Source organism: Neorhizobium sp. S3-V5DH, from assembly GCF_004343065.1.
GTDB classification, from domain to species: Bacteria; Pseudomonadota; Alphaproteobacteria; order Rhizobiales; family Rhizobiaceae; genus Neorhizobium; species Neorhizobium huautlense.
In genome coordinates this window covers 95,255-116,943 of sequence record NZ_SMCL01000016.1, presented here as the reverse complement: position 1 = coordinate 116,943, position 21,689 = coordinate 95,255, and the positions used below count along the sequence as shown (strand labels likewise).

The window sequence follows — 21,689 nt, the reverse complement described above, 5'->3', positions numbered from 1 at the left end:
GGGTTATATACGCCCGCAGGCGCGGTATTGGTCCGCCTCATATAAGGGCAAGCCGGGACGAGTTCAAAGGGTTTTGAATGTTATAAGATCACGTTGTCCTCAGGGCAGCGTATCGGCGTCTGTATCCTTCAAAAGCTGGTCGAGTGTCAGGAGCGGCTGCTCCATTACCCGGGCGTATGCGTAGTGGAAACAGTCGAAATTACTGAGATAACGGCGGCCGATGCCGTGTCTCTCCGCAACGGCAACGGCGTAGTGCAGGAGTTCGCGGGGTGATCCGCTTTCACGAATATCTATACCACGGGCGTCCAGCCACTCTACAACCGCGCCTTCCGCTTCGCCGTAAAGGCAATCGAGCTGGTCCGGCCGCGACAGGACGATGATGGCTTCCCACGCCGCCAGCGGTGAGGTGAAGGGAGCGTCATCCCTTAAAAGAGCTGTTTCATAGGCTTCGGCGGTGTCTTCGCCAGCCATCATGGAGACGATCGCACAGGCATCGACGAACATCAGGCACTACCGATATCATGATCCAGATCATGATAGGCGTCGGAGGACAGTGGCCGACGGTCTGGTTTGAAGGAGAGACCGCGCTTTGTCAGGATTCGTCGCGCCGTTTCACGGGGTGTTTCCTGCCGGATGCGCTTGTCGATGGTTTCCTTCAGAGCGGAAATAACCGCATCGGTGATCGTGGTGCCGTCGATGCGTGCCAATTCTCGTGCCAGCACATCTGCCTCTTCATTCCGGATATTCAACGTCATCGATGCATCCCTCTGTGTAGCCCATTGTGCCAGACTGTGTAGCTTTCCGCTACTTCAATATCTCCAGATCGAACCGCGTCACGTCCTCCAGCAACTCAATGATGCCTTTCACCGCATGGGCGATGAGCTGCTCGCCTCTTTCGGCGGTCGCGGCGGCGGCATTGCCGGCGACGCCCTTGGGGTTGAGGTCGGACATCTTCCAGCCGAAGGCATGCGGCCCGTAGGCGCGCAGGTGCCGGAATTTCCGCGCATAGTCCGACTGGCGGGAACCGAAGTTTTCGGCCTTCGCCATGTTCACCCGGTCCGGATAAAGCGCCAGCATGATCGAGGTTTCGATATCGCCGCCGTGGATATCGAGCGACGTTTCCTCCGGCGAGATCCATCCCTCGGGTTGGCCGAAGCGCGTCCAGCTCGTCGCCACCGCCAGCATGTCGAACCGTATCCGCGCTTCGGTGGCGACGATGGTCAGCAATGGCGAATTGCCGCCATGGGCGTTGAGGAGCACCAGCTTGCGGATGCCCTTTTCATGCAGTTCCTCGGTTATGCCGAGCCACCGGTTCACGGCTTCGTCGAAACCAAGGGTCTTTGTGCCGGCCACATCCATGTGCTCAACCGAATAACCGATCGGTTCTGCAGGCAGGAAGGTCACCGGCAGGCCGGCGGGCAGGGCAGGGATCAACCGGGCAACCAGCCCCTCGGCGATCAGGGTATCGGTTTCGAAGGGCAGGTGCGGTCCGTGCTGTTCGTGCGCGCCAAGCGGCAGGACGGCAATCCAGTCACGCCTTTCTGTGGACGCAAGCGTCGGATCATTGTCATGATAGTGCGGCAGCGGGTGCGGCATCTGGCGGTCAACTCTCCGTTTCGGTATGGATAGCGCGATACCGATATAAAGATAAATCCGAAAGGACAAAGCGGGCGGATCCGATGAGCAAGAAGAAGGGTGACAAGAAGGCCAAGTCGGGCAAGAAAAAGGACGCAGGCAGTCTTTGTGCGGCCGAGCTTGCTCCGGCCATCACGCAGGTCGCCCGCGCCATGCGCATCGTGCTGGGGCGCAACCTCCTGGAAACCGGCCTTTATGCCGGACAGGACGGCGTCGTCATGGCATTGGCGGAAGAAGACGGGCTGACGCCCGGCCAGCTCGCAGTCAGGCTCGGCGTCAAGGCGCCGACCATCACCCGCACGATCGGCCGCATGGAGGCGCAGGGGTTTGTGGAACGCCGTCCGGACGAGACCGACGGCCGCCTCACCAAGGTCCACCTGACAGAAACCGGCCGGCAGACGGTCGATCAGATCGGCCACTCGGTCGCCGATTGCGGGTCGCTCGCGGCGGGCGGCCTGTCCGACAAGGAGGTCCGCACGCTTCTCAAGCTGTTGCGCGCCGTCGAACACAATCTCCAGCCGGCGCTTTCCGACGAGTAAGCACTCCTCCTCTTGTCGCTGCGGATTAAATTGTTTATTTAAACTTTAATTCGAGCATCGGGAGGCGATGCCGGCCGGCGCGGGCGGGGGGACATGGCGCAGAAAGTCAAGTTGTCGACGATTGCCGAGAGTCTCGGTCTTTCCACTGCCACCATTTCTCTTGCGCTTCGCGACAGTCCGCTCGTTGCGGCCGATACCCGCGAGAAGATCAAGGAACAGGCCCGGGCGCTGGGCTATATCTACAACCGCCGCGCCGCCAGCCTCCGCACCTCGCGTTCGGGCATCATCGGCGTCGTCGTGCACGACATCATGAACCCGTTCTACGGGGAAATCCTGAAGGCGATCGAAAGCGAACTGGACCGCAGCCGCCATACCTTCATCCTCTCGAACCATTATGATTCGGTCGAAAAGCAGCGGACTTTCATCGAAACCCTGCTGCAGCTCGGCGGCGACGGAGTGATCATGTCTCCGGCGATCGGCACGCCGGTGGAGGACGTGAAGCTCTGCGAGCAGAACGGCATGCCGGCCATCCTCGTTGCCCGCTCGATGGAGGGCGTGGACCTTCCGACCTATCGCGGCGACGACAGCTACGGCATCTCGCTTGCCACCAATCACCTGATCGGGCTCGGCCACCGCGTCATCGCCATGATCGGCGGCACGGATCAGACCTCGACCGGCCGCGACCGCTATCAGGGTTATGTCAATGCCTTGCGAAAGGCGGAAATCGAGGTCGATCCGAACCTGCGCATTCCGGGCCCCCGCTCCAAGCAGGGCGGGTTCGAGGCGGCTGTCAATTTCCTGTCGCTGCCGCAGAAGCCGACGGCTGCGGTGTGCTGGAACGATCTCGTCGCAATCGGCCTGATGAACGGCATCGCCCGCGCAGGCTTTGTGCCCGGCCAGGATATTTCCGTCACCGGCTACGACGATCTGGAGGAGGCCTCGATCGCGACGCCGGCTCTGACGACGGTCTCGAACGGCCAGGCCGATGTCGGCCGGCTTGCGGCGCGGGCGCTGCTCGACCGGCTGGCTGGCAGCCACGAGCCGGACGGCCTTCACCTCATCAAGCCGGAAATGCGCATTCGCCAGTCGACGGGCATCTACAAGCCGCGGACGCATTGAGGCGGGGCGCTTTACGTCACAAGCGCCGTTGTTGACGGTTCAGGCGGCCACGTCGGCCAGGGTTTTGCGGGCCGCATAGGCGCGCACCGCCTCGCCGAAGGCATGGAAGAGGGCGCGCGACGGTGCGTCGGTTTCAGCCCAATATTCCGGATGCCACTGTACGCCGACGGCAAAGTTCTTGGCGTCGATCACCGAAACGGCCTCGATCGTGCCGTCTTCGGCGGTCGCCTCCACCTTCAGCCGCGGAGCGGTTTCGGCAATCGCCTGCCGGTGCAGCGAGTTCACCTGCACGGCACCCGACAGACCGAGATAGCGGGCGATGCAGGAGCCGTCCTGGACGAAAACCGGCTGGCGGATCGCATACATGCCGTCCCGTTCGGTCACCGGCGGCTTGCGATGGTCCCAGATGCCGGGGGTTTCGTGGATTTCGCTGGCAAGCGTGCCGCCAAGCGCAACGTTCAGTTCCTGGATGCCGCGGCAGATGGCCAGCAATGGAATGCCCCGGTCGATCGCCCGCCGGATTAGCGGAAGCGACGTGGCGTCACGGGCCGGATCGAATGGCCCGTCGCTTTCGGCGGCTTCTTTTCCGTAGAGCGAGGGATGGACGTTTGTGGCGGAGCCTGAGACCAGTACGCCGTCGACCCGGTCGAGGATCGCGTCTGTATCGTTGCCTTCCTCGAAGGCCGGAATGATGAAGCTCATCACCTCCGCGACCTTGAGCGCTGCCTGGACATATTGGTTGGGCGTTGCATGCCAGACCGCTCCATCCAGTTCACGGATATCGGCAGGCAATGCGACGATCGGTTTCGGCATCGGTATCTCCGGAGGGCATGCGAACTGCTTTTCGTCGATGTGACGCCGGAAGGTGCCGCAAGTCAAGTTCCGGCTCCGCCACACGCATTTGCCTTGCACAAAGAATAAGCATTGCGCCATTGAAATCTTTTATGAATCTCGTTTGAGCAGAACACGACGAAAGTCTAAGAACGAAAGACTATCGGCGTTAAGGAATATCCGCGGCGGCGCTTGCAACCCACTGGCCAACATGTTTACTTCGATCCAGGACCGGGGGAGTGGGAACGGAAACCCTGCGGTTTGTCTCTATGGGAGGTATTTAATGGATCGTCGTTCATTCTTCAAAAAAGCAGCTGTGACGGGTGCCGGCGCCGCCGCCGCAACGGTGCTTGCCGCTCCGGCCATCGCGCAAACGAACCCGAAGATCACCTGGCGTCTGACGTCTTCGTTTCCGAAGTCGCTCGACACCATCTATGGCGGCGCGGAAGACATCGCCAAGCATGTCGCCGCCGCAACAGACGGTAATTTCACCATTCAGCCTTTTGCCGCAGGCGAAATCGTGCCCGGCCTGCAGGCCGCCGATGCCGTCAGCGCCGGAACGGTCGAGATGTGCCACACCTGCTCCTATTATTACGTGGGCAAGGATCCGACCTTCGCGATCGGCACCGCAATTCCGTTCGGCCTCAATGCCCGCCTGACGAACTCCTGGTTCTATGAAGGCAACGGCAACAAGCTGCTCAACGAGTTCTATGCCAAGCATGGCCTCTACGGCATGATCGCCGGCAATACCGGCGCCCAGATGGGCGGCTGGTTCCGCAAGGAAATCAACACCGTCGACGACTTCAAGGGCGTCAAGATGCGCATCGCCGGCCTGGCAGGCCGGGTTGTCGAGAAGCTCGGCGTCGTGCCTCAGCAGATCGCCGGCGGCGACATCTATCCGGCGCTCGAAAAGGGCACGATCGACGCGGCCGAATGGGTCGGTCCTTATGACGACCACAAGCTCGGCTTCTACAAAGTCGCAAAATTCTATTATTATCCGGCCTTCTGGGAAGGCGGTCCGGTCATTCACGCCTTCATGAACCTCGACAAGTGGAACTCGCTGCCGAAGGCCTATCAGGCGGCGCTGACCGATGCCTGCGCGTTTGCCAATACCAGCATGATGGCGAAATACGACGCCAAGAACCCGACAGCGATCAAGCAGATCGTTTCGCAGGGCACGACCCTGCGTCCGTTCAGCCAGGAAATCCTCGAGGCCTGCTACAACGCTTCTCAGGAAGTCTACAAGGACGTCTCGTCCAAGAACGCCGACTTCAAGAAGATCTACGACGACCAGGTGGCCTTCAAGAAGGAAGGTTATCTCTGGATGCAGCTGTCGGAGTATACCTTCGACACGTTCATGATGATCCAGCAGCGTAACGGCAAGCTCTGATCACCCGCATTGAGGCGTGGCTTCAACAGACCCCGGATCCACAAGGTCCGGGGTTTTTCTTTGCAAGGATTCCGTCGGACGCGGCAGGTTGTGTCCCCTCGACAACTACACCTGTTCCCCTATGATCGCGATGTTTGGGGGCTAAAGCAGCACGTTCCGTGGCCAGCCGGGGCATCGGTGAAGACGGGCTTCACCGACTTAGGCAAAAGCCTTGCCCTCGAACCGGAGGTAGTGCGATGTGGCGAAAACCACTGATCATTACATTGTTGGTTAGGAAAAATCGGACGAGCTGGTCAATCTCCGTCCGATTTCAGTTCTTAGCCTAGCAACAAAGGGAGGGCAGAGCGCCAACTCTGCCCTCCACTCCGAAATATAACCTCCCGTCAGCCCAGTGACAAGAGAAGCCACCCTTACGGATTGATCTTGGGCGGCTGACTGAGGTCGGGCGCTCCGGCCGGGGGCGGATTGGCAGCCGGCGGCGCCGGTTGCGCGGGCTGTCCGCCAGCGGGGGCCTGGGGCTGCTGCCCACCAAGATCAAGCGGCGGGAGACCCAGCGAAGGGGCCGCCGGCGCGCTGCCCGAAGGCGCCGTCTGAGACGAGCCTCCGAAGTCCAGCGGAGGGAGGCCCATGGATGGGGGCGAGCTTCCACTGCTGCCGGGATTGCCGAGGGGCGGCAGACCGAGTGGCGGGGGACTGGTACCGCCCTGGTTGCCGCCAAAGCCGGGGATCTCGATCTTGATGTCGTCCGGATTCACCCCCTGGTGGTCGGTCTTATAGACCATTACAAGGCCCGGAAAGGCGATGACGACCAGGATCATCAGGAACTGGATGACGATATAGGGGAAGACGCCCTTATAGATTTCGGTCGTCCTGACACCGGCCATGGACCTGCCCGTTACCTTGTCGACCCAAGCCCCTGCCGGCGCGATGGAGCGCAGGAAGAAGAGCGAGAAGCCGAACGGCGGCGTCAGGAAGGAGGTCTGAAGGTTGATGCCGAGAATGATGCCGAACCAGACGAGGTCGATCCCGAGCTTGTCCGCGACCGGGGCAAGCAGCGGAACCATGATGAAAGCGATTTCGAAGAAATCGAGGAAGCAGCCGAGGATGAAGACGATGATCGTCACCACGATGAGGAAGCCGTATTCGCCGCCCGGCAGAGCCAGCAGCAGTTCCTCGATCCAGACGTTGCCGTTGATGCCGTAGAAGGTCAGGCCGAAAACGCGGGCCCCGATCAGGATCATCATGACGAAGGCGGAAAGCTTCGTGGTGGCATCAAGCGCGCTCTTGATCGACGAAAAGGTCAGCCGTCCCTTCGCAAGAGCGAGGAGCAGAGCGCCCGTCGCCCCCATCGCGCCGCCTTCGGTGGGTGTTGCGATGCCGAGAAAGATGGTTCCGAGCACCAGGAATATCAGTGCAAGCGGAGGGATGAGAACAATGATCACCTGCTCGGCCAGCCGGGAGATGATCTTCTTTTCCACCCGGCTGTTTGTCAGGGCCACGACGTAAGCGACGATAACCGCGAATGCCAGCGCGGCTACCAGACGCCATTCCGGACTTTGAACGCCCGTGAACAGGACGTGGAGCCCGAGGTAATAGAGGCCTACCGATATCGCGATCATGACTAGGAGAGAGGTCACGCCGTTGCCCAGAGTGCGGGCCTCGAGCGGAAGGGCGGGCGCCCATTCCGGCTTCACCATGGAGACGACGAAGACGTAGACGCAGTAGCTCGCGACGATCAGCATCGCCGGATAGAGAGCGCCGACATACATGTCGCCGACCGAACGGCCGAGCTGGTCGGCCATGACGATCAGCACCAGGGACGGCGGCACGATCTGGGCTAGCGTTCCCGATGCCGCAATCGTGCCGGACACAAACGGACGATTGTAGCCGTAACGCAGCATGATAGGCAGGGAAATCAATCCCATCGCCATGACGGAGGCGGCCACGACGCCTGTGGTGGCGCCCAGCAGCGCGCCCACCAGGATGACCGCATAGGCGAGGCCGCCCCGGATCGGGCCGAAAAGCTGGCCGACGGTGTCCAGCAAGTCTTCCGCCATGCGGGACCGCTCGAGAATGATGCCCATGAAGGTGAAGAAGGGGATCGCCAGCAGGGTATCGTTGTACATGATCCCGTAGATGCGTTCCGGGTGGCTCTGTAGGAGCGGCCAGAAAAGCCGGATTTCCGGGGAAATATGCGAGAGTTCGACGCCTACGACAAAGTAGATGAGGCCGCCGGCGGCAAGCGTGAAGGCGACCGGATAACCCAGCAGCAGCATCAGCATTACGCTGGAGAACATCACCAGCGGCAGATTATGCGCAATAAAATCAATCATTTCAGACCTCGGAGGCGGCTGGCGGCATTTCGCCGGCGGTATCTTCGCGCGGATCTTCGATCCGGCCGGTCACAACGGCGAACCGCTTGATGATTTCCGAGAAGGCCTGAAGCAGAAGCAGGGCAAATCCCAGGAGAACGACAAGCTTGGCCGGCCAAATAGTGAGCCCGCCGGCGTTCGAGGATATTTCACCCGAGCGATACGAGAGCCAGAACCAGGGCCAGGCGAGCCAGGTCATCAACCCGGCAAACGGCACGAGAAAGATGGTGTGAAGCACGAGATCGATGATGTCGCGCGTTTTCTTCGACCAGGTCGCGGAAAAGATGTCGATGCGGACGTGCTCGTTTTTGAGCAGAGCATAAGCCGCAGCCAGCATGAAAACCGTGCCAAAAAGATACCACTGAACCTCTAGCCAGGCATTGGACGAGATGTCCATCGCCTTGCGGAGCACGGCGTTACCTGCGCTGATGAGAACAGCGGCCAGAAGTAGCCATGAAACCGATTTGCCGACGGCCGTCGTGACGGCGTCGATCAGTCGGCTGAGTGCAAGCAGTGCAGCCATTTTTCCCCTCCTCTCGGACCAATTTTGGATCGTTGTCCGGTCCTGAGATCTATAGATCAAGATATCGCGGAAAAGCCAATCGTCGGCGCCCGCAGGGCGCGAGCTGTATTCAGTGGCAACGCAAAAATCAATTGTCCAGGAGCCACAGAAGCCTGAAAACCACGGCTATCTCACTTGTTTCTCATGTTTGTCGCAACAAGGCGCGAAGACGCGCGACGCAAGCCCATGGCCGGACAAGAGGTGCCGAGCGTTCCCAATGCTGCGACTTTTATATTTCCGCGTCAGAATTTGTAGAGCACACCTGCCGGAAAGCGGTGTAGAATGTGATGCGAGCGGCGGGAACAATGAAATATTAAAGGGTTTTCCGCACGGTCCCTCGGACGCAAAGGGATGAGCCCGATGAGAGAGATCGAAGCGGAGAGGTTGTCGACGGATGTTTTCCTGTCGTTCGTCGCTTCGCTGTTTGGAAACCGTGGAACACTCTGGACGGGCGTGATCGTCCATGTCCTCTGGTGCCTGTTCGTCTTTTATTTCAACGGCTCCGAGCTCTTTCTCCTGTTTGCCGGCTGTTTCGTTGCGGTTTTTACCTACCGCATGTACTGGTTTTACCGGTTCGATCAGGTGGATAAGCAAACGCTCAAGCATGATGAGATCGTCAGCTGGGAACGTCAATACGTCATCGGCGCTTTTTTGACCGCTCTGCTTCTCGGCCTCGCCAGCGGTTATGCCCTGCTGGTCTTGCAGGACCCGTTCGTCAGCATCGCCTCGGTTGCGATCGCGCTGGGTTCGATGATGTCGGTAATCGGCCGCAACTACGGCTCGCGGGCCGCGGTCGATCTCCAGATGATCGGCTGCTGCGGGCCGATCCTGATCGCCTGCCTGTTCACCGGCGATCTCCATCTTTCGGCGCTGGCCATCCTGCTGGTCCCCTTCGCGCTGACGACGCGGTTCATGGCGAACGGCATCCGGGATTTTCTCTATCAGAACGTCATTTCCTCCCGGACCATGGCTGTCGTCGCCGGACGTTTCGACATCGCGCTCAACACCATCTCCCACGGGCTCGTCATGCTCGACCGGGAAGGGCGGATCCAGGTGGTCAACCGCCGCGCCCGCGACCTGCTCGGTCTCCACCTGCAGCGCGAACTGAAGGACCGGGACTTTGCCGCCGTGCTCTGCGAAGATGCGGGAAACGTACCGGCTGGCATCCTGCGGCAGCTCTATCGGCTTGCGGATGGCTCGCTCGAACGCGCGCTTCTGACATTCAAGGACGACCGCCATCTGGACTTCTCCGTCAGTCGGCGTTCCGATGGCGGGGTGGTGCTGATCTTCGAGGATGTCAGCGCGCGGATCGAAGCCGAGGAGAAGATGCGGCACATGCTGCAGTTCGACGCGCTGACCGGCCTTCCGAACCGCGCCCACTTCGCTGATCTTGCAGTGGAAAAAGTGCGCGATCGCGGGGAAGTACTTGCGGCGCTGGCGGTCTTCGACGTGGACGGTTTCAAGCACGTCAACGACATGCGCGGCCATGTGGTGGGTGATCGCCTGCTCGCCGCGATCGGGGCGCGGTTTGCAGCGCTCGAGACGGACGGTATCGTCACCGGCCGGCTGATCGGCGACGAATTCGTCCTCCTGTTGCTCGGCGCGGATGCCGGTGAACTGGAGCAGCGGATCCGGCAGATCCATGCGCACGCGCAGGGCGACTACAAGGTGGAAGGGCTCCGCCTGCCGGTAACCATGAATGGCGGCTGCGTCATCCTGACGTCCCGCGATTTCGACATGGAGAACTGGCAGATCAAGGCGGATCTCGCGGTCAACCATGCCAAAGCCGCCGGCAACGGTACGCTTGTCTTCTTCCGCCCGGAAATGGATGCGCAATACATCGACGAACAGAAGCTGCGGGGCGATCTCCGGCAGGCGATCCAGAACCGCGCCCTGCACGTGGTTTACCAGCCGCTGTACCTTCCGGACGGTTCGGGAATCGAATGCAGTGAGGCGCTGGTGCGCTGGCGCCATCCGGACCGCGGCGTGGTCGGGCCGAACGTGTTCATTCCGATGGCCGAGGACATGAACCTGATCTCCCAGATCACCTACCAGGTCATCGAGCAGGCCTGCCGCGACTGCGCGACCTGGCCGGAGGGGGTGGCGGTGTCCGTCAACCTGTCGATCCAGGACCTCGGCAACGACGATATCGTGACGTATGTGGCAGAGGTTCTCGACCGGTATGCGCTCTCGCCGTCACGGCTGCGCCTGGAGGTGACGGAAAGCTGCTTCATGGACGAGCCGGTGGCCGTCAGCGCCATTCTCAACCGGTTCCGGGCCACCGGCGTGACCATTGCGATCGATGATTTCGGCACCGGGTTTTCGAGCCTCAGCTATCTGGATACGCTGCCGGTGGATGTCGTGAAGATCGATCGGGCCTTCATCCGCAACATCGGCGAGGACGAACGCAAATTGAAGCTACTGCGCGGCATCGTCAATCTGTCGCGGGAGCTCGGCTTGAAGATCGTGGTCGAGGGCGTCGAGACGACGGAGCAGCTCGCGCTGATCAACCGTCACCGCTTTGCCGATCTGGTCCAAGGGTTCGTTTTCTCCATGCCGGTCGATTCTGCCCAGATTTCCGTCCTTGCTGCTGCGCCCAAGCCCGTAAAGCCTTCAACCGCTCGGCGCGGCGTCAGACAGACGCCGGTCCGCCGGCTGACGACCGCCGAGCGCTGATCCGCCTCTTGCGGCATTTTACCGCCTCCGCAAAGCTGGCGTACCCGGGAGCACTTAGGTGCCATTGCGCTTTCCCACGCCTTTGTGTAAGGCCTGAAGCAACGTCCGGCATGCTTTTCAAAAGGCATGATTCCGGGCAGGGACGAGGATTTTTCCGCACGCGGATGCTTTCATCTGCAAGGCCGTGTGCGGCTTGCTTCAAGGAGACGCGACTGATGGACAATCACCATAGCGGACCGGTGGAAACGGGCGCTTCCATGGACTATGCGGAACATGAAAAGACCTACAGCATGTTCCTCGCCGGCGCCAAATGGGGCTCGATGGTCCTCGTCGTGCTGTTGATTGCCATGGCCGCCGGCTTCTTCGGCGGCGTCGGCTTCCTCGGCAGCCTCATCCTGTTCGTCGTTCTCAACATCGCCGGCGCATTCCTGCTGCGCTGATCTTCACAAGCCGGCTTTTGCCCGTGGCCTGAGGAAGGACGGAGCATTCCGTTCTGTTGCGATACCGACTGGGAGGAGACAGTCTTTGGCAAAGATCATTCATGTAAGTCGCGAAGGCTCGGACGAACCGCGCGTGTCGGCGTCACCGGAGACGGTGAAACGCCTAGCTGGTCTTGGTTTCACCATCGTGGTCGAGAGCGGAGCGGGGATTGCCTCCGGTATCCCGGACGGTGATTTCGAGGCGGCAGGTGCACGCATCGGTGCGGCTTCGGATGCCGGTTCTGCCGACATCGTGCTTCGGGTCAACCGACCGACCGCTGCTGAAGCTGCCTCCTACAAATCCGGCGCGGTCGTCTTTGCGGTCATGGATCCTTACGGCAACGAAGCGGCGCTTGCCGCGATGGCCAAGGCCGGCCTGACGACCTTTGCCATGGAGCTGATGCCGCGCATCACCCGCGCACAATCGATGGACGTGCTGTCCTCCCAGGCAAACCTTGCCGGCTATCGCGCCGTCATCGACGCGTCCCACGAATATGGCCGCGCGATGCCGATGATGATGACGGCGGCCGGCACAGTGCCCGCCGCAAAGGTCTTCGTCATGGGGGCCGGTGTTGCCGGCCTGCAGGCGATCGCCACAGCCCGCCGTCTCGGTGCTGTGGTGTCGGCGACCGACGTTCGCCCGGCTGCAAAGGAACAGGTCGCCTCGCTCGGTGCCAAATTCATCGCCGTCGAGGATGAGGAATTCAAGGCGGCCGAAACGGCGGCCGGTTATGCCAAACCGATGTCGGAAGCCTATCAGGCGAAGCAGGCGGCACTCGTTGCCGAACACATCGCCAAGCAGGATATCGTCATTACCACGGCGTTGATCCCCGGCCGTCCGGCGCCGCAGCTCGTGACGCGTGCCATGCTATCCTCAATGAAGCCTGGTTCGGTTGCCGTCGACCTCGCCGTCGAGCGCGGCGGCAATATCGAAGGCTCGCAAAAGGGCAAGGTGGCAAGTGTCGAAGGCGTTACCGTGATCGGTTATGCCAATGTGGCCGGGCGCATCGCCGCCTCCGCCTCGGCGCTTTATGCCAAAAACCTCTTCGCCTTCATCGAGACCATGGTCGACAAGACCTCCAAGGAGTTCGCGGTCAATCCGGAGGACGAGCTGGTCAAGGCGACCATGCTGACCCATGCCGGCCATGTGGTGCATCCGAATTTCGCAGCGGCTGTCGCAGCTCTCGTCAGGGAGGCGCCGGCCGCGCCTGCCGCCATCGCTGAGCCGGTGCCGGCAAAAGCTGCCCGGCCGCGCAAAAAGGCCGTGGCGGAAAGTGCCGCGAAGGGGGAGGAGCTTTGATGGCCAACGAAATGATGAACAAGGCGCTCGAAGGGCTCGACCAGGCCGTCGCCGCGGTCAAGGCGGCAGCGGAAACGGCGCCGGATGCCGTGGCGCAGGCAGCCCATGGTGTATCGGGCGGGGCGATCGATCCCTTCGTCTTCCGGTTTGCGATCTTCGTGCTGTCGATCTTTGTCGGCTATTACGTTGTGTGGTCGGTGACGCCGGCGCTGCACACCCCGCTGATGGCCGTCACCAACGCCATTTCTTCGGTCATTGTCGTCGGCGCGCTTCTGGCGGTCGGCGTCGCAGCCAGCGGTTTTGCCACCGGCTTCGGCTTCATCGCGCTGGTGCTCGTCTCGGTGAACATCTTCGGCGGCTTCCTGGTGACCAGCCGAATGCTCGCCATGTACAAGAAAAAAGATCGCTGAGGGGTTCTGGAAACACATGTCGCAGAATTTCGCAGCCTTCCTTTACCTCGTTTCCGGCGTGCTGTTCATCATGGCACTGCGCGGACTTTCCCACCCGACCACCAGCCGCAAGGGCAATGTCTACGGCATGGTCGGCATGGGGATCGCCATCGCCACCACGCTGCTGCTCGCCACGCCGAGTTTCGGCGGCTTCATCCTGATCGTGCTGGCGCTCAGCATCGGCGGTGGGGCAGGTGCCTATATCGCCCGTACCATTCCAATGACGGCGATGCCGCAGCTCGTCGCGGGCTTCCACTCGCTGGTCGGTTTCGCCGCCGTCATGGTGGCCGCTGCCGCCCTTTATGCGCCGGCCTCCTTCGGCATCGGCGAGCCGGGCGCGATCCACGGCCAGGCACTTATCGAACTGGCGCTCGGTGCAGCGATCGGCGCGATCACCTTCACCGGATCGGTCATCGCATTCCTGAAGCTCGACGGGCGCATGTCCGGAAAGCCGATCATGCTGCCCTACCGGCACTTCATCAATGCCGGCCTGCTTCTTCTGGTCGTCATCTTCATGATCGGCCTGGTACAGACCGAAAGCCATGCGGATTTCTGGCTGATCGTCTTCCTGTCGCTGGCGCTCGGCGTGCTGATCATCGTGCCGATCGGCGGTGCAGACATGCCGGTCGTCGTGTCGATGCTGAACTCCTATTCCGGCTGGGCCGCCGCCGGCATCGGCTTCACGCTCGGCAACCTGGCGCTGATCATCACCGGTGCCCTGGTCGGCTCGTCAGGCGCGATCCTCTCATACATCATGTGCAAGGGCATGAACCGGTCCTTCATCTCGGTTATCCTCGGTGGCTTCGGCGGCGAGACGGCGGCAGCCGGCGGCGACGACGGCGTGCAGCGGACGGTGAAGCAGGGCTCCGCGGATGACGCCGCCTTCCTGATGCAGAACGCCGAGAAGGTGATCATCGTGCCGGGTTACGGTATGGCGGTCGCCCAGGCCCAGCATGCGCTGCGCGAATTGGCCGATACGCTGAAGAGCCACGGTGTCGAGGTCAAATACGCAATCCATCCGGTGGCCGGGCGCATGCCGGGGCACATGAACGTGCTGCTCGCGGAAGCCAACGTGCCCTATGACGAGGTCTTCGAGCTGGAAGACATCAATGCGGAGTTCGCGCAAGCGGACGTCGCCTATGTCATCGGCGCCAACGACGTCACCAATCCGGCTGCGCGCGACGACAAGTCCTCACCGATCTATGGGATGCCGATCCTCGACGTCGACAAGGCGAAGACCTGCCTCTTCGTCAAGCGCTCCCTCGGCTCGGGTTACGCCGGCATAGACAACACGCTGTTCTACAAAGATGGTACGATGATGTTGCTCGGCGATGCCAAGAAGATGACGGAAGATATCGTCAAGGCGATGAAGCACTGAGAAGAGCGAACAAATCGCAGCAAAGAGGCCCGGCAATGCCGGGCTTTTTTAATGTGCGGAAAGTGTTAGGATATACATTATTCAAAATGTCTATCCGGAGAGATGCCATGCAAGTTTCCAAGTGGGGCAATAGCCTGGCGGTTCGGTTGCCCGCGACAGTGGTCGAAGCTCTCGAGCTGAAGGAAGGCGACGAGATCCAGATACGGGCGGTTGATGCAAGGGAGTTCGAGGTGGCGCGCAAGCCCACGCGCGAGGAACTTCTTCAGCGGTTGAGAAAATTCCGGGGTCGTCTACCCGAGGACTTCGTGTTCGATCGGAACGAGGCGAATGCCCGGTAATTTCTATGATACCAATATCCTGCTCCATCTTGCTTCAGGTGACGCCACGAAGGCTGCGGCAGCCGAGCGCGTGGTCGATTTGGGTGGGGCGATCAGCATCCAGGTGCTGAACGAATTCGTTCACGTCGCACGGCGCAAGATGGGATTTTCCTGGGAGGATGTTTACTCCTTTATCACGACAATCCGCGCCCTTTTGACGGTCGTGCCCTTAACTATCGACATCCATGACAAAGGCCTTCAATTGGCCGAGCGATATAATTTTTCGATCTATGATGCGATGATCGTTGCCGCAGCGCTTTCCAGCGACTGTGATACCTTGTTTTCCGAAGATCTCCAGGAGGGGATGCAGATCGAAGGTCTTTCGATCGTCAATCCGCTGCAGAACACTTGATGACCATCCCCACCTCTCACCCGTTCGATTTCGATCCGACCTACGGCCTGGGGCTCAAGGAGTTGCGGGCGATTGCGCCGCCGGAGGCGCCGGAGGGTTTCGATGAGTTCTGGGAGCGCCGCTATCGCCGGGCGCTGGGTGTGGATCCGCGGCCAAAACTCCAGAAAAGCAAACTTGCCCATCCGAAATGGCATGTCTTCGACCTTACCTATATGTCGAGCGGCGCCTTTCCGATCGGGGGCTGGCTTCTCCTTCCGCGTCGGGGCGAAGTGCGGCGCGGTCTGGTCGTCGGGCATGGTTACGGCGGGCGCGATGCACCGGATTTCGACATGCCGGTGGACGAAACTGCGCTGCTTTTCCCATGCTTCCGGGGCATGTCGCGGAGCGCCCGGCCGCCGATCTCCTCTGATTCCAGCTGGCACGTGCTGCATGATATCGACAAGCCGGAACGCTACATCATCGGCGACTGCGTCGACGATCTGTGGATCGCGGTCAGCACGCTGCTCCTTCTCTACCCCTGGCTTGCCGGCCGGATCGGCTATAGCGGCGTCAGCTTCGGCGGCGGCATCGGCGGGCTCGGCATTGCCTATGACAGCCGCATCTGCCGCGGGCATCTGTCGCTGCCGACCTTCGGACATCAGGAACTGAGACTGAGGCTGCCGAGCATCGGCAGCGCCGCGGCGGTGCAGGCGTACCAGCAGAAATACGGCAATGCGCTTCCCACGTTGCGCCTGCACGATTCGGCGGTGGCGGCGGGACGCATTACCGTGCCGATGCTGATGAGCGTCGCGCTTTTCGATCCTGCCGTGGCGCCGCCCTGCCAGTTCGCGATCGCCAATGCGCTGCCGCAGCCCCCGGCGCCTTCAAAATTTAATGAAATCTTCATCCTCGACGCCGGGCATTTCGATTATCCTGGTCAGGAGGCGCAACACGCTATCCTCAACGAAAAGGTCAGGTCTTTCTTCGGAGCGTCATGAACCGCGAATATCATCGCTGGTACAGCCCCAGGCTTCACCGGGACATGGAACTCCTGGTGTTCGGCCATGCCGGTGCCAAGGTGCTGATGTTTCCGACGCGGGACGGGCGCTTCTTCGAATATGAAGAGCTCGGCGTCGTCGCGAGCCTCAGCGACAAGATCACTGCCGGCCATCTGCAGCTCTATTGCGTTGACGGGCTGGCAAGGGAGACATTCTACGCCTCGCATTGGCATCCGGCCGATCGCCTGCGCCGCCACGAAGCCTTCGAGGCCTATATCCTCGACGAGGTCCTGCCGCTGATGGCGAGGAACCCGCACGACTGCACCATCGCGCAGGGCTGCAGTCTTGGCGCCTTTCAAGCGGCAAACCTGGTCTTCCGGCACCCGCATCTTTTCCGCAAGCTGGCCGCTTTTTCGGGCCGCTACGATCTCACGCTGAAGGTCGAGTCCTTCGGCGATCTCTTGGACGGCTATTACGACGATAGCGTCTATTTCCACACGCCGTCGCATTTTCTTCCCGGTCTTTCAGGCGATTGGCGGCTCGACAGGTTGAGACAGGTGGAGATTGTCTTGACCATCGGCAATGCCGATCCCTTCCTCGACAACAACCGGCACCTGAGCCAGGTGCTCGCCGAAAAGGGCGTCGGGCACCAGATGCATGTCTGGGATGGACGTGCCCACCGGGCCGGCGCCTGGCGAAGGATGGCCGCTCTCTATATTTGAGCGGTTCTCAGCGCTGCATGGATGTCAGCTGGCGAGGCGCGGCGTACTGACGATCTTCAGGAACAGGGTGTTCATTGCCTTCTCGATGCCTTCGGAGGGGCTCACTTCGAAGAAATAGCCGGGGGAAGCACACTCCTCCATGCGGGTGCCTATCTCGTGCTGGAAAGGCTTGATCCAGTTCTTGTACCAGTCATTTGTTGGCAGCGGCAGGTAGGTCGTATAGAGAACGGCAATCTTGTAACCCTTCTTCTTCAGCACGTCGCAGGCCCTTATATCGATCGGCTCCTGACAGCGGGTTCCCGTGGTCTTCTTCGTGCAACCCGCGCCCTTGGCGCTGTCGTTCACACCATCGGAAACGAAGAACACGATCTTCTCGGGGCTCCCGGCAGAGAGGCCGGTCCCCGCCGGTCCCATCTGAGCTCCCATGTTCTTCAGCGCCCGGTCAAAATCGGTCTGCTGGTCATTGTCGTATCCCTGATAGGGAATGGACATCAGGTCGATCAACGCCGCCTTCTCCTTGGCTTTGACCAGGTCCGAACTGATGGAGCTGATTTCCAGAAGCTTTGTGTCCTCGGCCTTTTGGCCGAATGTATAGACTGCCATTCGGTACTGATTAGAAGCCTTGCGCACCGCCATCGCAGTATCCATCAAGGCTGCCGTGGCTTTGGCCACGACGTTGATGCGGATGGTGACGCCCAACTTCTTTGCAAGATTGTAGTAGCTGTTCTTGTCCTCGACGTCGTTCTTGACGATGTGGCAGGCAAAGGCGCATTGATCGGGAGTATTTGCCACCATCCTATTGATATCCGCGGTCGTGGCGCCCACGCCCATGGATGGCGTATTGTCGAGCAGCAGATAGAAATCGCGGAAGGTCTCGGTCTGGAAGACCGCCGTGGCCTGACCCGCGACCGTGATCTCACTCTTGTTGATGACTTTGAGCAGTGTGGTGGGAAGGGAAGCCGAATAGGTGAAGACGGCCTTGAGCTGATTGTCCTCGCGGACCACCGTGGCCTTGATGTCATTGAGGGTGAATCCACCGCTTCTTGCGAGCTGCGCGCGGAAGATGTTCTCGGCATCCTTGATGGCGGCTTCGATGGAGCCGTTGCCTGTCATCTTCATCGCTTCCGATACGCCGATCGAACTTTCCGCGACGGCGCCGAGCGCCGCCGCGTCGGCGGCGTCCTGAAGTTGCTGCTTGATCGTCAAGGCGTCTGCGAAATCGATCGACAAGCCTGCAACGCCGATAAGCGGCACGAGCATCAGAGCGCTCATGAGGCCAAAGTTGCCGGATCTGTCCCTCAGTAGTTTGCCAAGCATTCCACGCCCCTCGATTTTGAGGGGTCCAGAATATCGTGTAAGCGTAACGCCTTTATTAGAATTTATAGTTTACGCATATTAGAGATAAGCGGGGATGGAGCCGGAGATATTGCGGGCGCACGTCTTTGAGGCACCGGTTGCCCCGGTGCGATCAGTCCGCTTCATCGAGCTTGCTGCGTTGTCGATGTCAGCTCGTCGCACGGGTGCGCGCGGCACCATCCTGGGCCGGCTTGTAGTTGGGATCCAGACGGATGGCATGCGAATAGGACTTATAGGCCCGTGCCTTGTCGCCGCGGCGCTCATAGACCAATGCCTGGTTCGCCCATGATTCGGCGAGCTTGTCGTTAAGCTCGATGGCATGGTTGAAGTCGGCAAACGCGTTGTCGTCGTCGTTCAGGGCCACGTAGGAAATGCCGCGCCCGTTATAGGGTTCGGCCGAATTCGGCGAGAGCGAGATCGCCTTGGCAAAGTCCTCGATCGCCTGGGCATGCTGGCCGCGAAGCTGATAGATCAGGCCGCGATTGTGGTAGGCGCGGCCGTCGGTGGTGTCCAGCTCGATCGCCTTGGAGAAATCGTTGAAGGCTTCGTTGGTGCGGCCCGCCTGCCGGTAGATATTGCCGCGGCCGATATAGGCGACGTCGTAGTTCGGATTGATCTGCAGCGCCCGATTATAGTCGTTGGCGGCTTCCACCGGCTTGCCCATGTTGCGATAGACGAGCGCCCGGTTGGCATAGGCCTGGTAGAATTGCGGATTGAGCTGGAGGGCGCGGTTGAAATCGTTGAGCGCCTTCGAGAATTCGCCGGCCCGCCCGTAGGCCGTTCCACGCACGTTGTAGGCTTCCGGATCGTTCGGGCTGGCGTTGATGACGGTGGACAGGGACGCAATGTTTTCCTGGCTGCCCTGCGCGCGATCCACGGTGATCATGTCCGAGGTGGTATTGGTCGTCGAGCAGCCGGCCAGCGCAAGCGTCAGAAGGGTGGCGGAAAGTGCGGTCTTGCCGCGAATACTTGAAAAGATGGTCAAAGGGCCGGAAATTCGAGTTCCACGATTGAGAACGGCAGTTTTGGCGGCCATCAGACGCTTTTCCTCTTATCGGGCGAAAGGGTAGTTTCCTGCATGCCTTACCCCATTCCGGGCCTGAACATGCAGTCGGTTCAAGACCAAATCAAAAGAGCGGCGGCGCCCATGTCGCCACCGCCCTACAAGCATTAGAAAACGTCGAAATAACGGCCGATCAACGGCTCGGGCGCGGTGCAGCGATCAGGCCTTCACGCTGAGCGCGCTTGCGGGCAAGCTTGCGAACGCGACGAACGGCTTCGGCCTTTTCACGAGCCCGCTTCTGCGAGGGCTTTTCGTAATAGTCGCGCATCTTCATTTCACGGAAAATGCCTTCGCGCTGCATCTTTTTCTTGAGAGCGCGGAGCGCCTGGTCGACGTTGTTGTCGCGGACTAGTACCTGCACGTGAATCCCGTTCCTTTGGTTGTTGCTCGCCGAGATCGGTACGATTCGAGGCGAAAAAATAACGTCCGCCCGGCGTGAGCCTGAGCGATTGGTGAAGGCAGATATCAGAAGAGTCTGCGGAAGTCCAGATGGTCGATATCCTTTATCGATCAAAATCGATTTTGGGAGAGCGGCGCGTCCGGATGTACCGTTCCGGCCGCAAGTGCAAGGTATCACGGGAGGCGCAGAACGCGACCAATCGTCTCGCTCCCCGCTTTGTCGAAACAATCCTCGAATGCGTCGCAAAAGAGCCATTGCGACGGATATTGATTTGCGATGGGTATGGCTCTACCCAGAATGGCCGGTTTGTCGATCCCAGGAGTTTGAGGCGAGATGCGCAAATATTCGATTTTCGCCGTAGCCCGCGAGGCCTTGCGCGCCCACAAGGGCTGGGAGGCTCAGTGGAGCTCTCCGGAGCCCCGGTCAAGCTATGACGTCGTCATCGTCGGTGCAGGCGGGCATGGACTTGGTGCCGCCTATTATCTCGCCAAGGAGCACGGCATCACCAATGTCGCGGTGATCGAAAAGGGCTGGCTCGGGGGTGGCAATACCGGCCGTAACACGACCATCATCCGCTCCAACTATCTCTACGAAGAGAGCATGGACATCTATGAGCATTCCCTGAAGCTGTGGGAAGGCTTGAGCCAGGATCTCAACTACAACGTCATGTATTCGCCGCGCGGCGTGATGATGCTGTCGCACAATGTCCATGACCAGCAGTCGTTCAAGCGGCACATCAATGCCCACAGGCTTTACGGTATCGACAACGAATGGCTGACGCCGGAGCAGGCCAAGGCTTACTGCCCGCCGCTCGATATTTCCAAGACGGCGCGCTATCCGATCAATGGTGCGACCCTGCAGCGGCGCGGCGGCACGGCGCGCCACGATGCCGTCGCCTGGGGTTATGCGCGGGCGGCGTCCGACCGCGGCGTCCACATCATCCAGAACTGTGAGGTGACCGGCATCCGCCGCGGGCCGAACGGCGAGGTGCAGGGCGTGGAAACGACGCGCGGCTTCATCGGTGCGAAGAAGATCGGCGTCTCGGCCGCCGGCCACTCCTCGGTGGTCATGGAAATGGCAGGCGTGCGCGTGCCGCTCCATTCCACGCCGCTGCAGGCGCTGGTTTCCGAACCGCTGAAGCCGATCTTTCCCTGTGTCGTGATGTCGAACACGGTGCATGCCTATATCTCGCAGTCCGATAAGGGCGAGCTTGTGATCGGCGCCGGCACCGACCAGTACAATTCCTATTCCCAGACCGGCGGCCTGCAGATCATCACCCATACGCTCGATGCGATCTGCGAGCTTTTCCCGATTTTCCGCCGCGTGAAAATGATGCGCCAGTGGGGCGGCATAACCGACAACACGCCCGACCGTTCGCCGATCCAGGGCGTGACGCCGGTGCCGGGCCTATTCGTCAATTGCGGCTGGGGCACGGGCGGCTTCAAGGCGACGCCGGGTTCGGCCAACCTCTTAGCGCATCTGATCGCCAAGGGTGAGCCGCACCGTCTGGCGGCAGGGCTGACGCTCGACCGGTTCCGCACCGGCCGGCTGATCGACGAAGCGGCTGCTGCTGCGGTGGCGCATTGATGAGGAGCGGGATGTTTTGCCTTTCGGACCGAAACCTGCCCCTCACCCTAACCACATGGCGGTTGCATAGGGAAAAAGACAGTGCGGCATATCGATCTCCCCCCTTGAGGGGGAGATGCCCGGCA

At 60.7% G+C, this 21,689-nt stretch carries 22 protein-coding genes; 13 read left to right on the top strand and 9 right to left on the bottom strand.

Annotated features, from left to right (window positions below):
- Positions 1–99: 99 nt before the first annotated feature.
- Genes EDE09_RS20190 through EDE09_RS20180 form a run of 3 tightly spaced genes read right to left on the bottom strand, consistent with a single transcriptional unit; the run spans position 100 to position 1,596 of the window.
- Positions 100–504, bottom strand: coding sequence for a type II toxin-antitoxin system VapC family toxin (locus tag EDE09_RS20190; RefSeq protein ID WP_105374207.1), 405 nt, complete (start codon positions 502–504; stop codon positions 100–102).
- Complete coding sequence (locus tag EDE09_RS20185) at positions 504–755, bottom strand: type II toxin-antitoxin system VapB family antitoxin (RefSeq protein ID WP_105374206.1); 252 nt, start codon at positions 753–755, stop codon at positions 504–506. Before EDE09_RS20185 ends, EDE09_RS20190 begins: the two co-directional genes overlap by 1 nt.
- Positions 756–804: 49 nt before the next feature.
- Positions 805–1,596, bottom strand: coding sequence for a creatininase family protein (locus tag EDE09_RS20180; RefSeq protein WP_132412624.1), 792 nt, complete (start codon positions 1,594–1,596; stop codon positions 805–807).
- 83 nt (positions 1,597–1,679) lie between these two features.
- On the opposite strand from EDE09_RS20180, the gene EDE09_RS20175 reads away from it, so the two are divergent.
- Entirely contained in the window at positions 1,680–2,174 is a 495-nt protein-coding gene (locus EDE09_RS20175; RefSeq protein WP_105374204.1) for a MarR family transcriptional regulator, read from the top strand.
- A 93-nt stretch (positions 2,175–2,267) separates the two neighbouring features.
- Positions 2,268–3,293, top strand: a complete 1,026-nt coding sequence (locus EDE09_RS20170; protein ID WP_105374203.1) for a LacI family DNA-binding transcriptional regulator — start codon at positions 2,268–2,270, stop codon at positions 3,291–3,293.
- A 39-nt stretch (positions 3,294–3,332) separates the two neighbouring features.
- Here the strand turns inward: EDE09_RS20170 and EDE09_RS20165 are convergent, their stop codons facing one another.
- Positions 3,333–4,106 (bottom strand): gamma-glutamyl-gamma-aminobutyrate hydrolase family protein, encoded by a 774-nt coding sequence (locus EDE09_RS20165; protein ID WP_132412622.1) that lies wholly within the window; start codon positions 4,104–4,106, stop codon positions 3,333–3,335.
- A 301-nt stretch (positions 4,107–4,407) separates the two neighbouring features.
- Between EDE09_RS20165 and EDE09_RS20160 the strand changes: the two genes are divergently transcribed.
- Positions 4,408–5,514, top strand: a complete 1,107-nt coding sequence (locus tag EDE09_RS20160) for a TRAP transporter substrate-binding protein (protein ID WP_105374201.1) — start codon at positions 4,408–4,410, stop codon at positions 5,512–5,514.
- Positions 5,515–5,924: 410 nt separating this feature from the next.
- On the opposite strand, the gene EDE09_RS20155 is transcribed toward EDE09_RS20160, so the two are convergent.
- Together EDE09_RS20155 and EDE09_RS20150 are read right to left on the bottom strand one after the other, a co-directional pair.
- The gene (locus EDE09_RS20155) at positions 5,925–7,847 is read right to left on the bottom strand and encodes a TRAP transporter large permease subunit (RefSeq protein WP_105374200.1); all 1,923 of its coding nucleotides are present in this window, start codon (positions 7,845–7,847) and stop codon (positions 5,925–5,927) included.
- A 1-nt stretch (position 7,848) separates the two neighbouring features.
- On the bottom strand, positions 7,849–8,409 hold the full coding sequence (locus EDE09_RS20150; RefSeq protein ID WP_105374199.1) for a TRAP transporter small permease subunit: 561 nt from the start codon (positions 8,407–8,409) through the stop codon (positions 7,849–7,851).
- Between the two features lie 399 nt (positions 8,410–8,808).
- On the opposite strand from EDE09_RS20150, the gene EDE09_RS20145 reads away from it, so the two are divergent.
- From EDE09_RS20145 to EDE09_RS20105, 9 genes are all read left to right on the top strand, one after another.
- Complete coding sequence (locus EDE09_RS20145; protein ID WP_245505207.1) at positions 8,809–11,124, top strand: GGDEF domain-containing phosphodiesterase; 2,316 nt, start codon at positions 8,809–8,811, stop codon at positions 11,122–11,124.
- Between the two features lie 215 nt (positions 11,125–11,339).
- Positions 11,340–11,564 (top strand): aa3-type cytochrome c oxidase subunit IV, encoded by a 225-nt coding sequence (locus EDE09_RS20140; RefSeq protein WP_132412618.1) that lies wholly within the window; start codon positions 11,340–11,342, stop codon positions 11,562–11,564.
- A gap of 85 nt (positions 11,565–11,649) precedes the next feature.
- Positions 11,650–12,903: a Re/Si-specific NAD(P)(+) transhydrogenase subunit alpha gene (locus EDE09_RS20135; protein ID WP_132412616.1), complete on the top strand. Its 1,254-nt coding sequence runs from the start codon at positions 11,650–11,652 to the stop codon at positions 12,901–12,903.
- Positions 12,903–13,313 (top strand): proton-translocating transhydrogenase family protein, encoded by a 411-nt coding sequence (locus tag EDE09_RS20130; protein WP_105374195.1) that lies wholly within the window; start codon positions 12,903–12,905, stop codon positions 13,311–13,313. Before EDE09_RS20135 ends, EDE09_RS20130 begins: the two co-directional genes overlap by 1 nt.
- A 16-nt stretch (positions 13,314–13,329) precedes the next feature.
- Entirely contained in the window at positions 13,330–14,730 is a 1,401-nt protein-coding gene (locus EDE09_RS20125) for an NAD(P)(+) transhydrogenase (Re/Si-specific) subunit beta (RefSeq protein ID WP_132412614.1), read from the top strand.
- Positions 14,731–14,837: 107 nt separating this feature from the next.
- Entirely contained in the window at positions 14,838–15,068 is a 231-nt protein-coding gene (locus EDE09_RS20120; protein WP_132412612.1) for an AbrB/MazE/SpoVT family DNA-binding domain-containing protein, read from the top strand.
- Positions 15,058–15,459 (top strand): PIN domain-containing protein, encoded by a 402-nt coding sequence (locus EDE09_RS20115; RefSeq protein ID WP_132412610.1) that lies wholly within the window; start codon positions 15,058–15,060, stop codon positions 15,457–15,459. The genes EDE09_RS20120 and EDE09_RS20115 overlap by 11 nt, the downstream gene beginning before the upstream one ends.
- Positions 15,459–16,436, top strand: a complete 978-nt coding sequence (locus EDE09_RS20110; RefSeq protein WP_132412608.1) for an acetylxylan esterase — start codon at positions 15,459–15,461, stop codon at positions 16,434–16,436. Before EDE09_RS20115 ends, EDE09_RS20110 begins: the two co-directional genes overlap by 1 nt.
- The gene (locus tag EDE09_RS20105) at positions 16,433–17,158 is read left to right on the top strand and encodes an alpha/beta hydrolase-fold protein (RefSeq protein ID WP_132412606.1); all 726 of its coding nucleotides are present in this window, start codon (positions 16,433–16,435) and stop codon (positions 17,156–17,158) included. Before EDE09_RS20110 ends, EDE09_RS20105 begins: the two co-directional genes overlap by 4 nt.
- A 24-nt stretch (positions 17,159–17,182) precedes the next feature.
- Here the strand turns inward: EDE09_RS20105 and EDE09_RS20100 are convergent, their stop codons facing one another.
- The 3 genes from EDE09_RS20100 to rpsU all read right to left on the bottom strand — a co-directional run bounded on the left by EDE09_RS20100 (position 17,183) and on the right by rpsU (position 19,938).
- The gene (locus EDE09_RS20100; protein WP_132412604.1) at positions 17,183–18,475 is read right to left on the bottom strand and encodes a pilus assembly protein TadG-related protein; all 1,293 of its coding nucleotides are present in this window, start codon (positions 18,473–18,475) and stop codon (positions 17,183–17,185) included.
- Between the two features lie 187 nt (positions 18,476–18,662).
- The gene (locus tag EDE09_RS20095) at positions 18,663–19,550 is read right to left on the bottom strand and encodes a tetratricopeptide repeat protein (RefSeq protein WP_132412602.1); all 888 of its coding nucleotides are present in this window, start codon (positions 19,548–19,550) and stop codon (positions 18,663–18,665) included.
- Between the two features lie 160 nt (positions 19,551–19,710).
- A complete protein-coding gene (rpsU, locus tag EDE09_RS20090; protein WP_105374187.1) occupies positions 19,711–19,938 on the bottom strand; it encodes a 30S ribosomal protein S21 in 228 nt (75 codons plus the stop codon).
- 372 nt (positions 19,939–20,310) lie between these two features.
- On the opposite strand from rpsU, the gene EDE09_RS20085 reads away from it, so the two are divergent.
- Positions 20,311–21,564, top strand: coding sequence for a sarcosine oxidase subunit beta family protein (locus EDE09_RS20085; protein ID WP_132412600.1), 1,254 nt, complete (start codon positions 20,311–20,313; stop codon positions 21,562–21,564).
- Positions 21,565–21,689 lie beyond the last annotated feature (125 nt).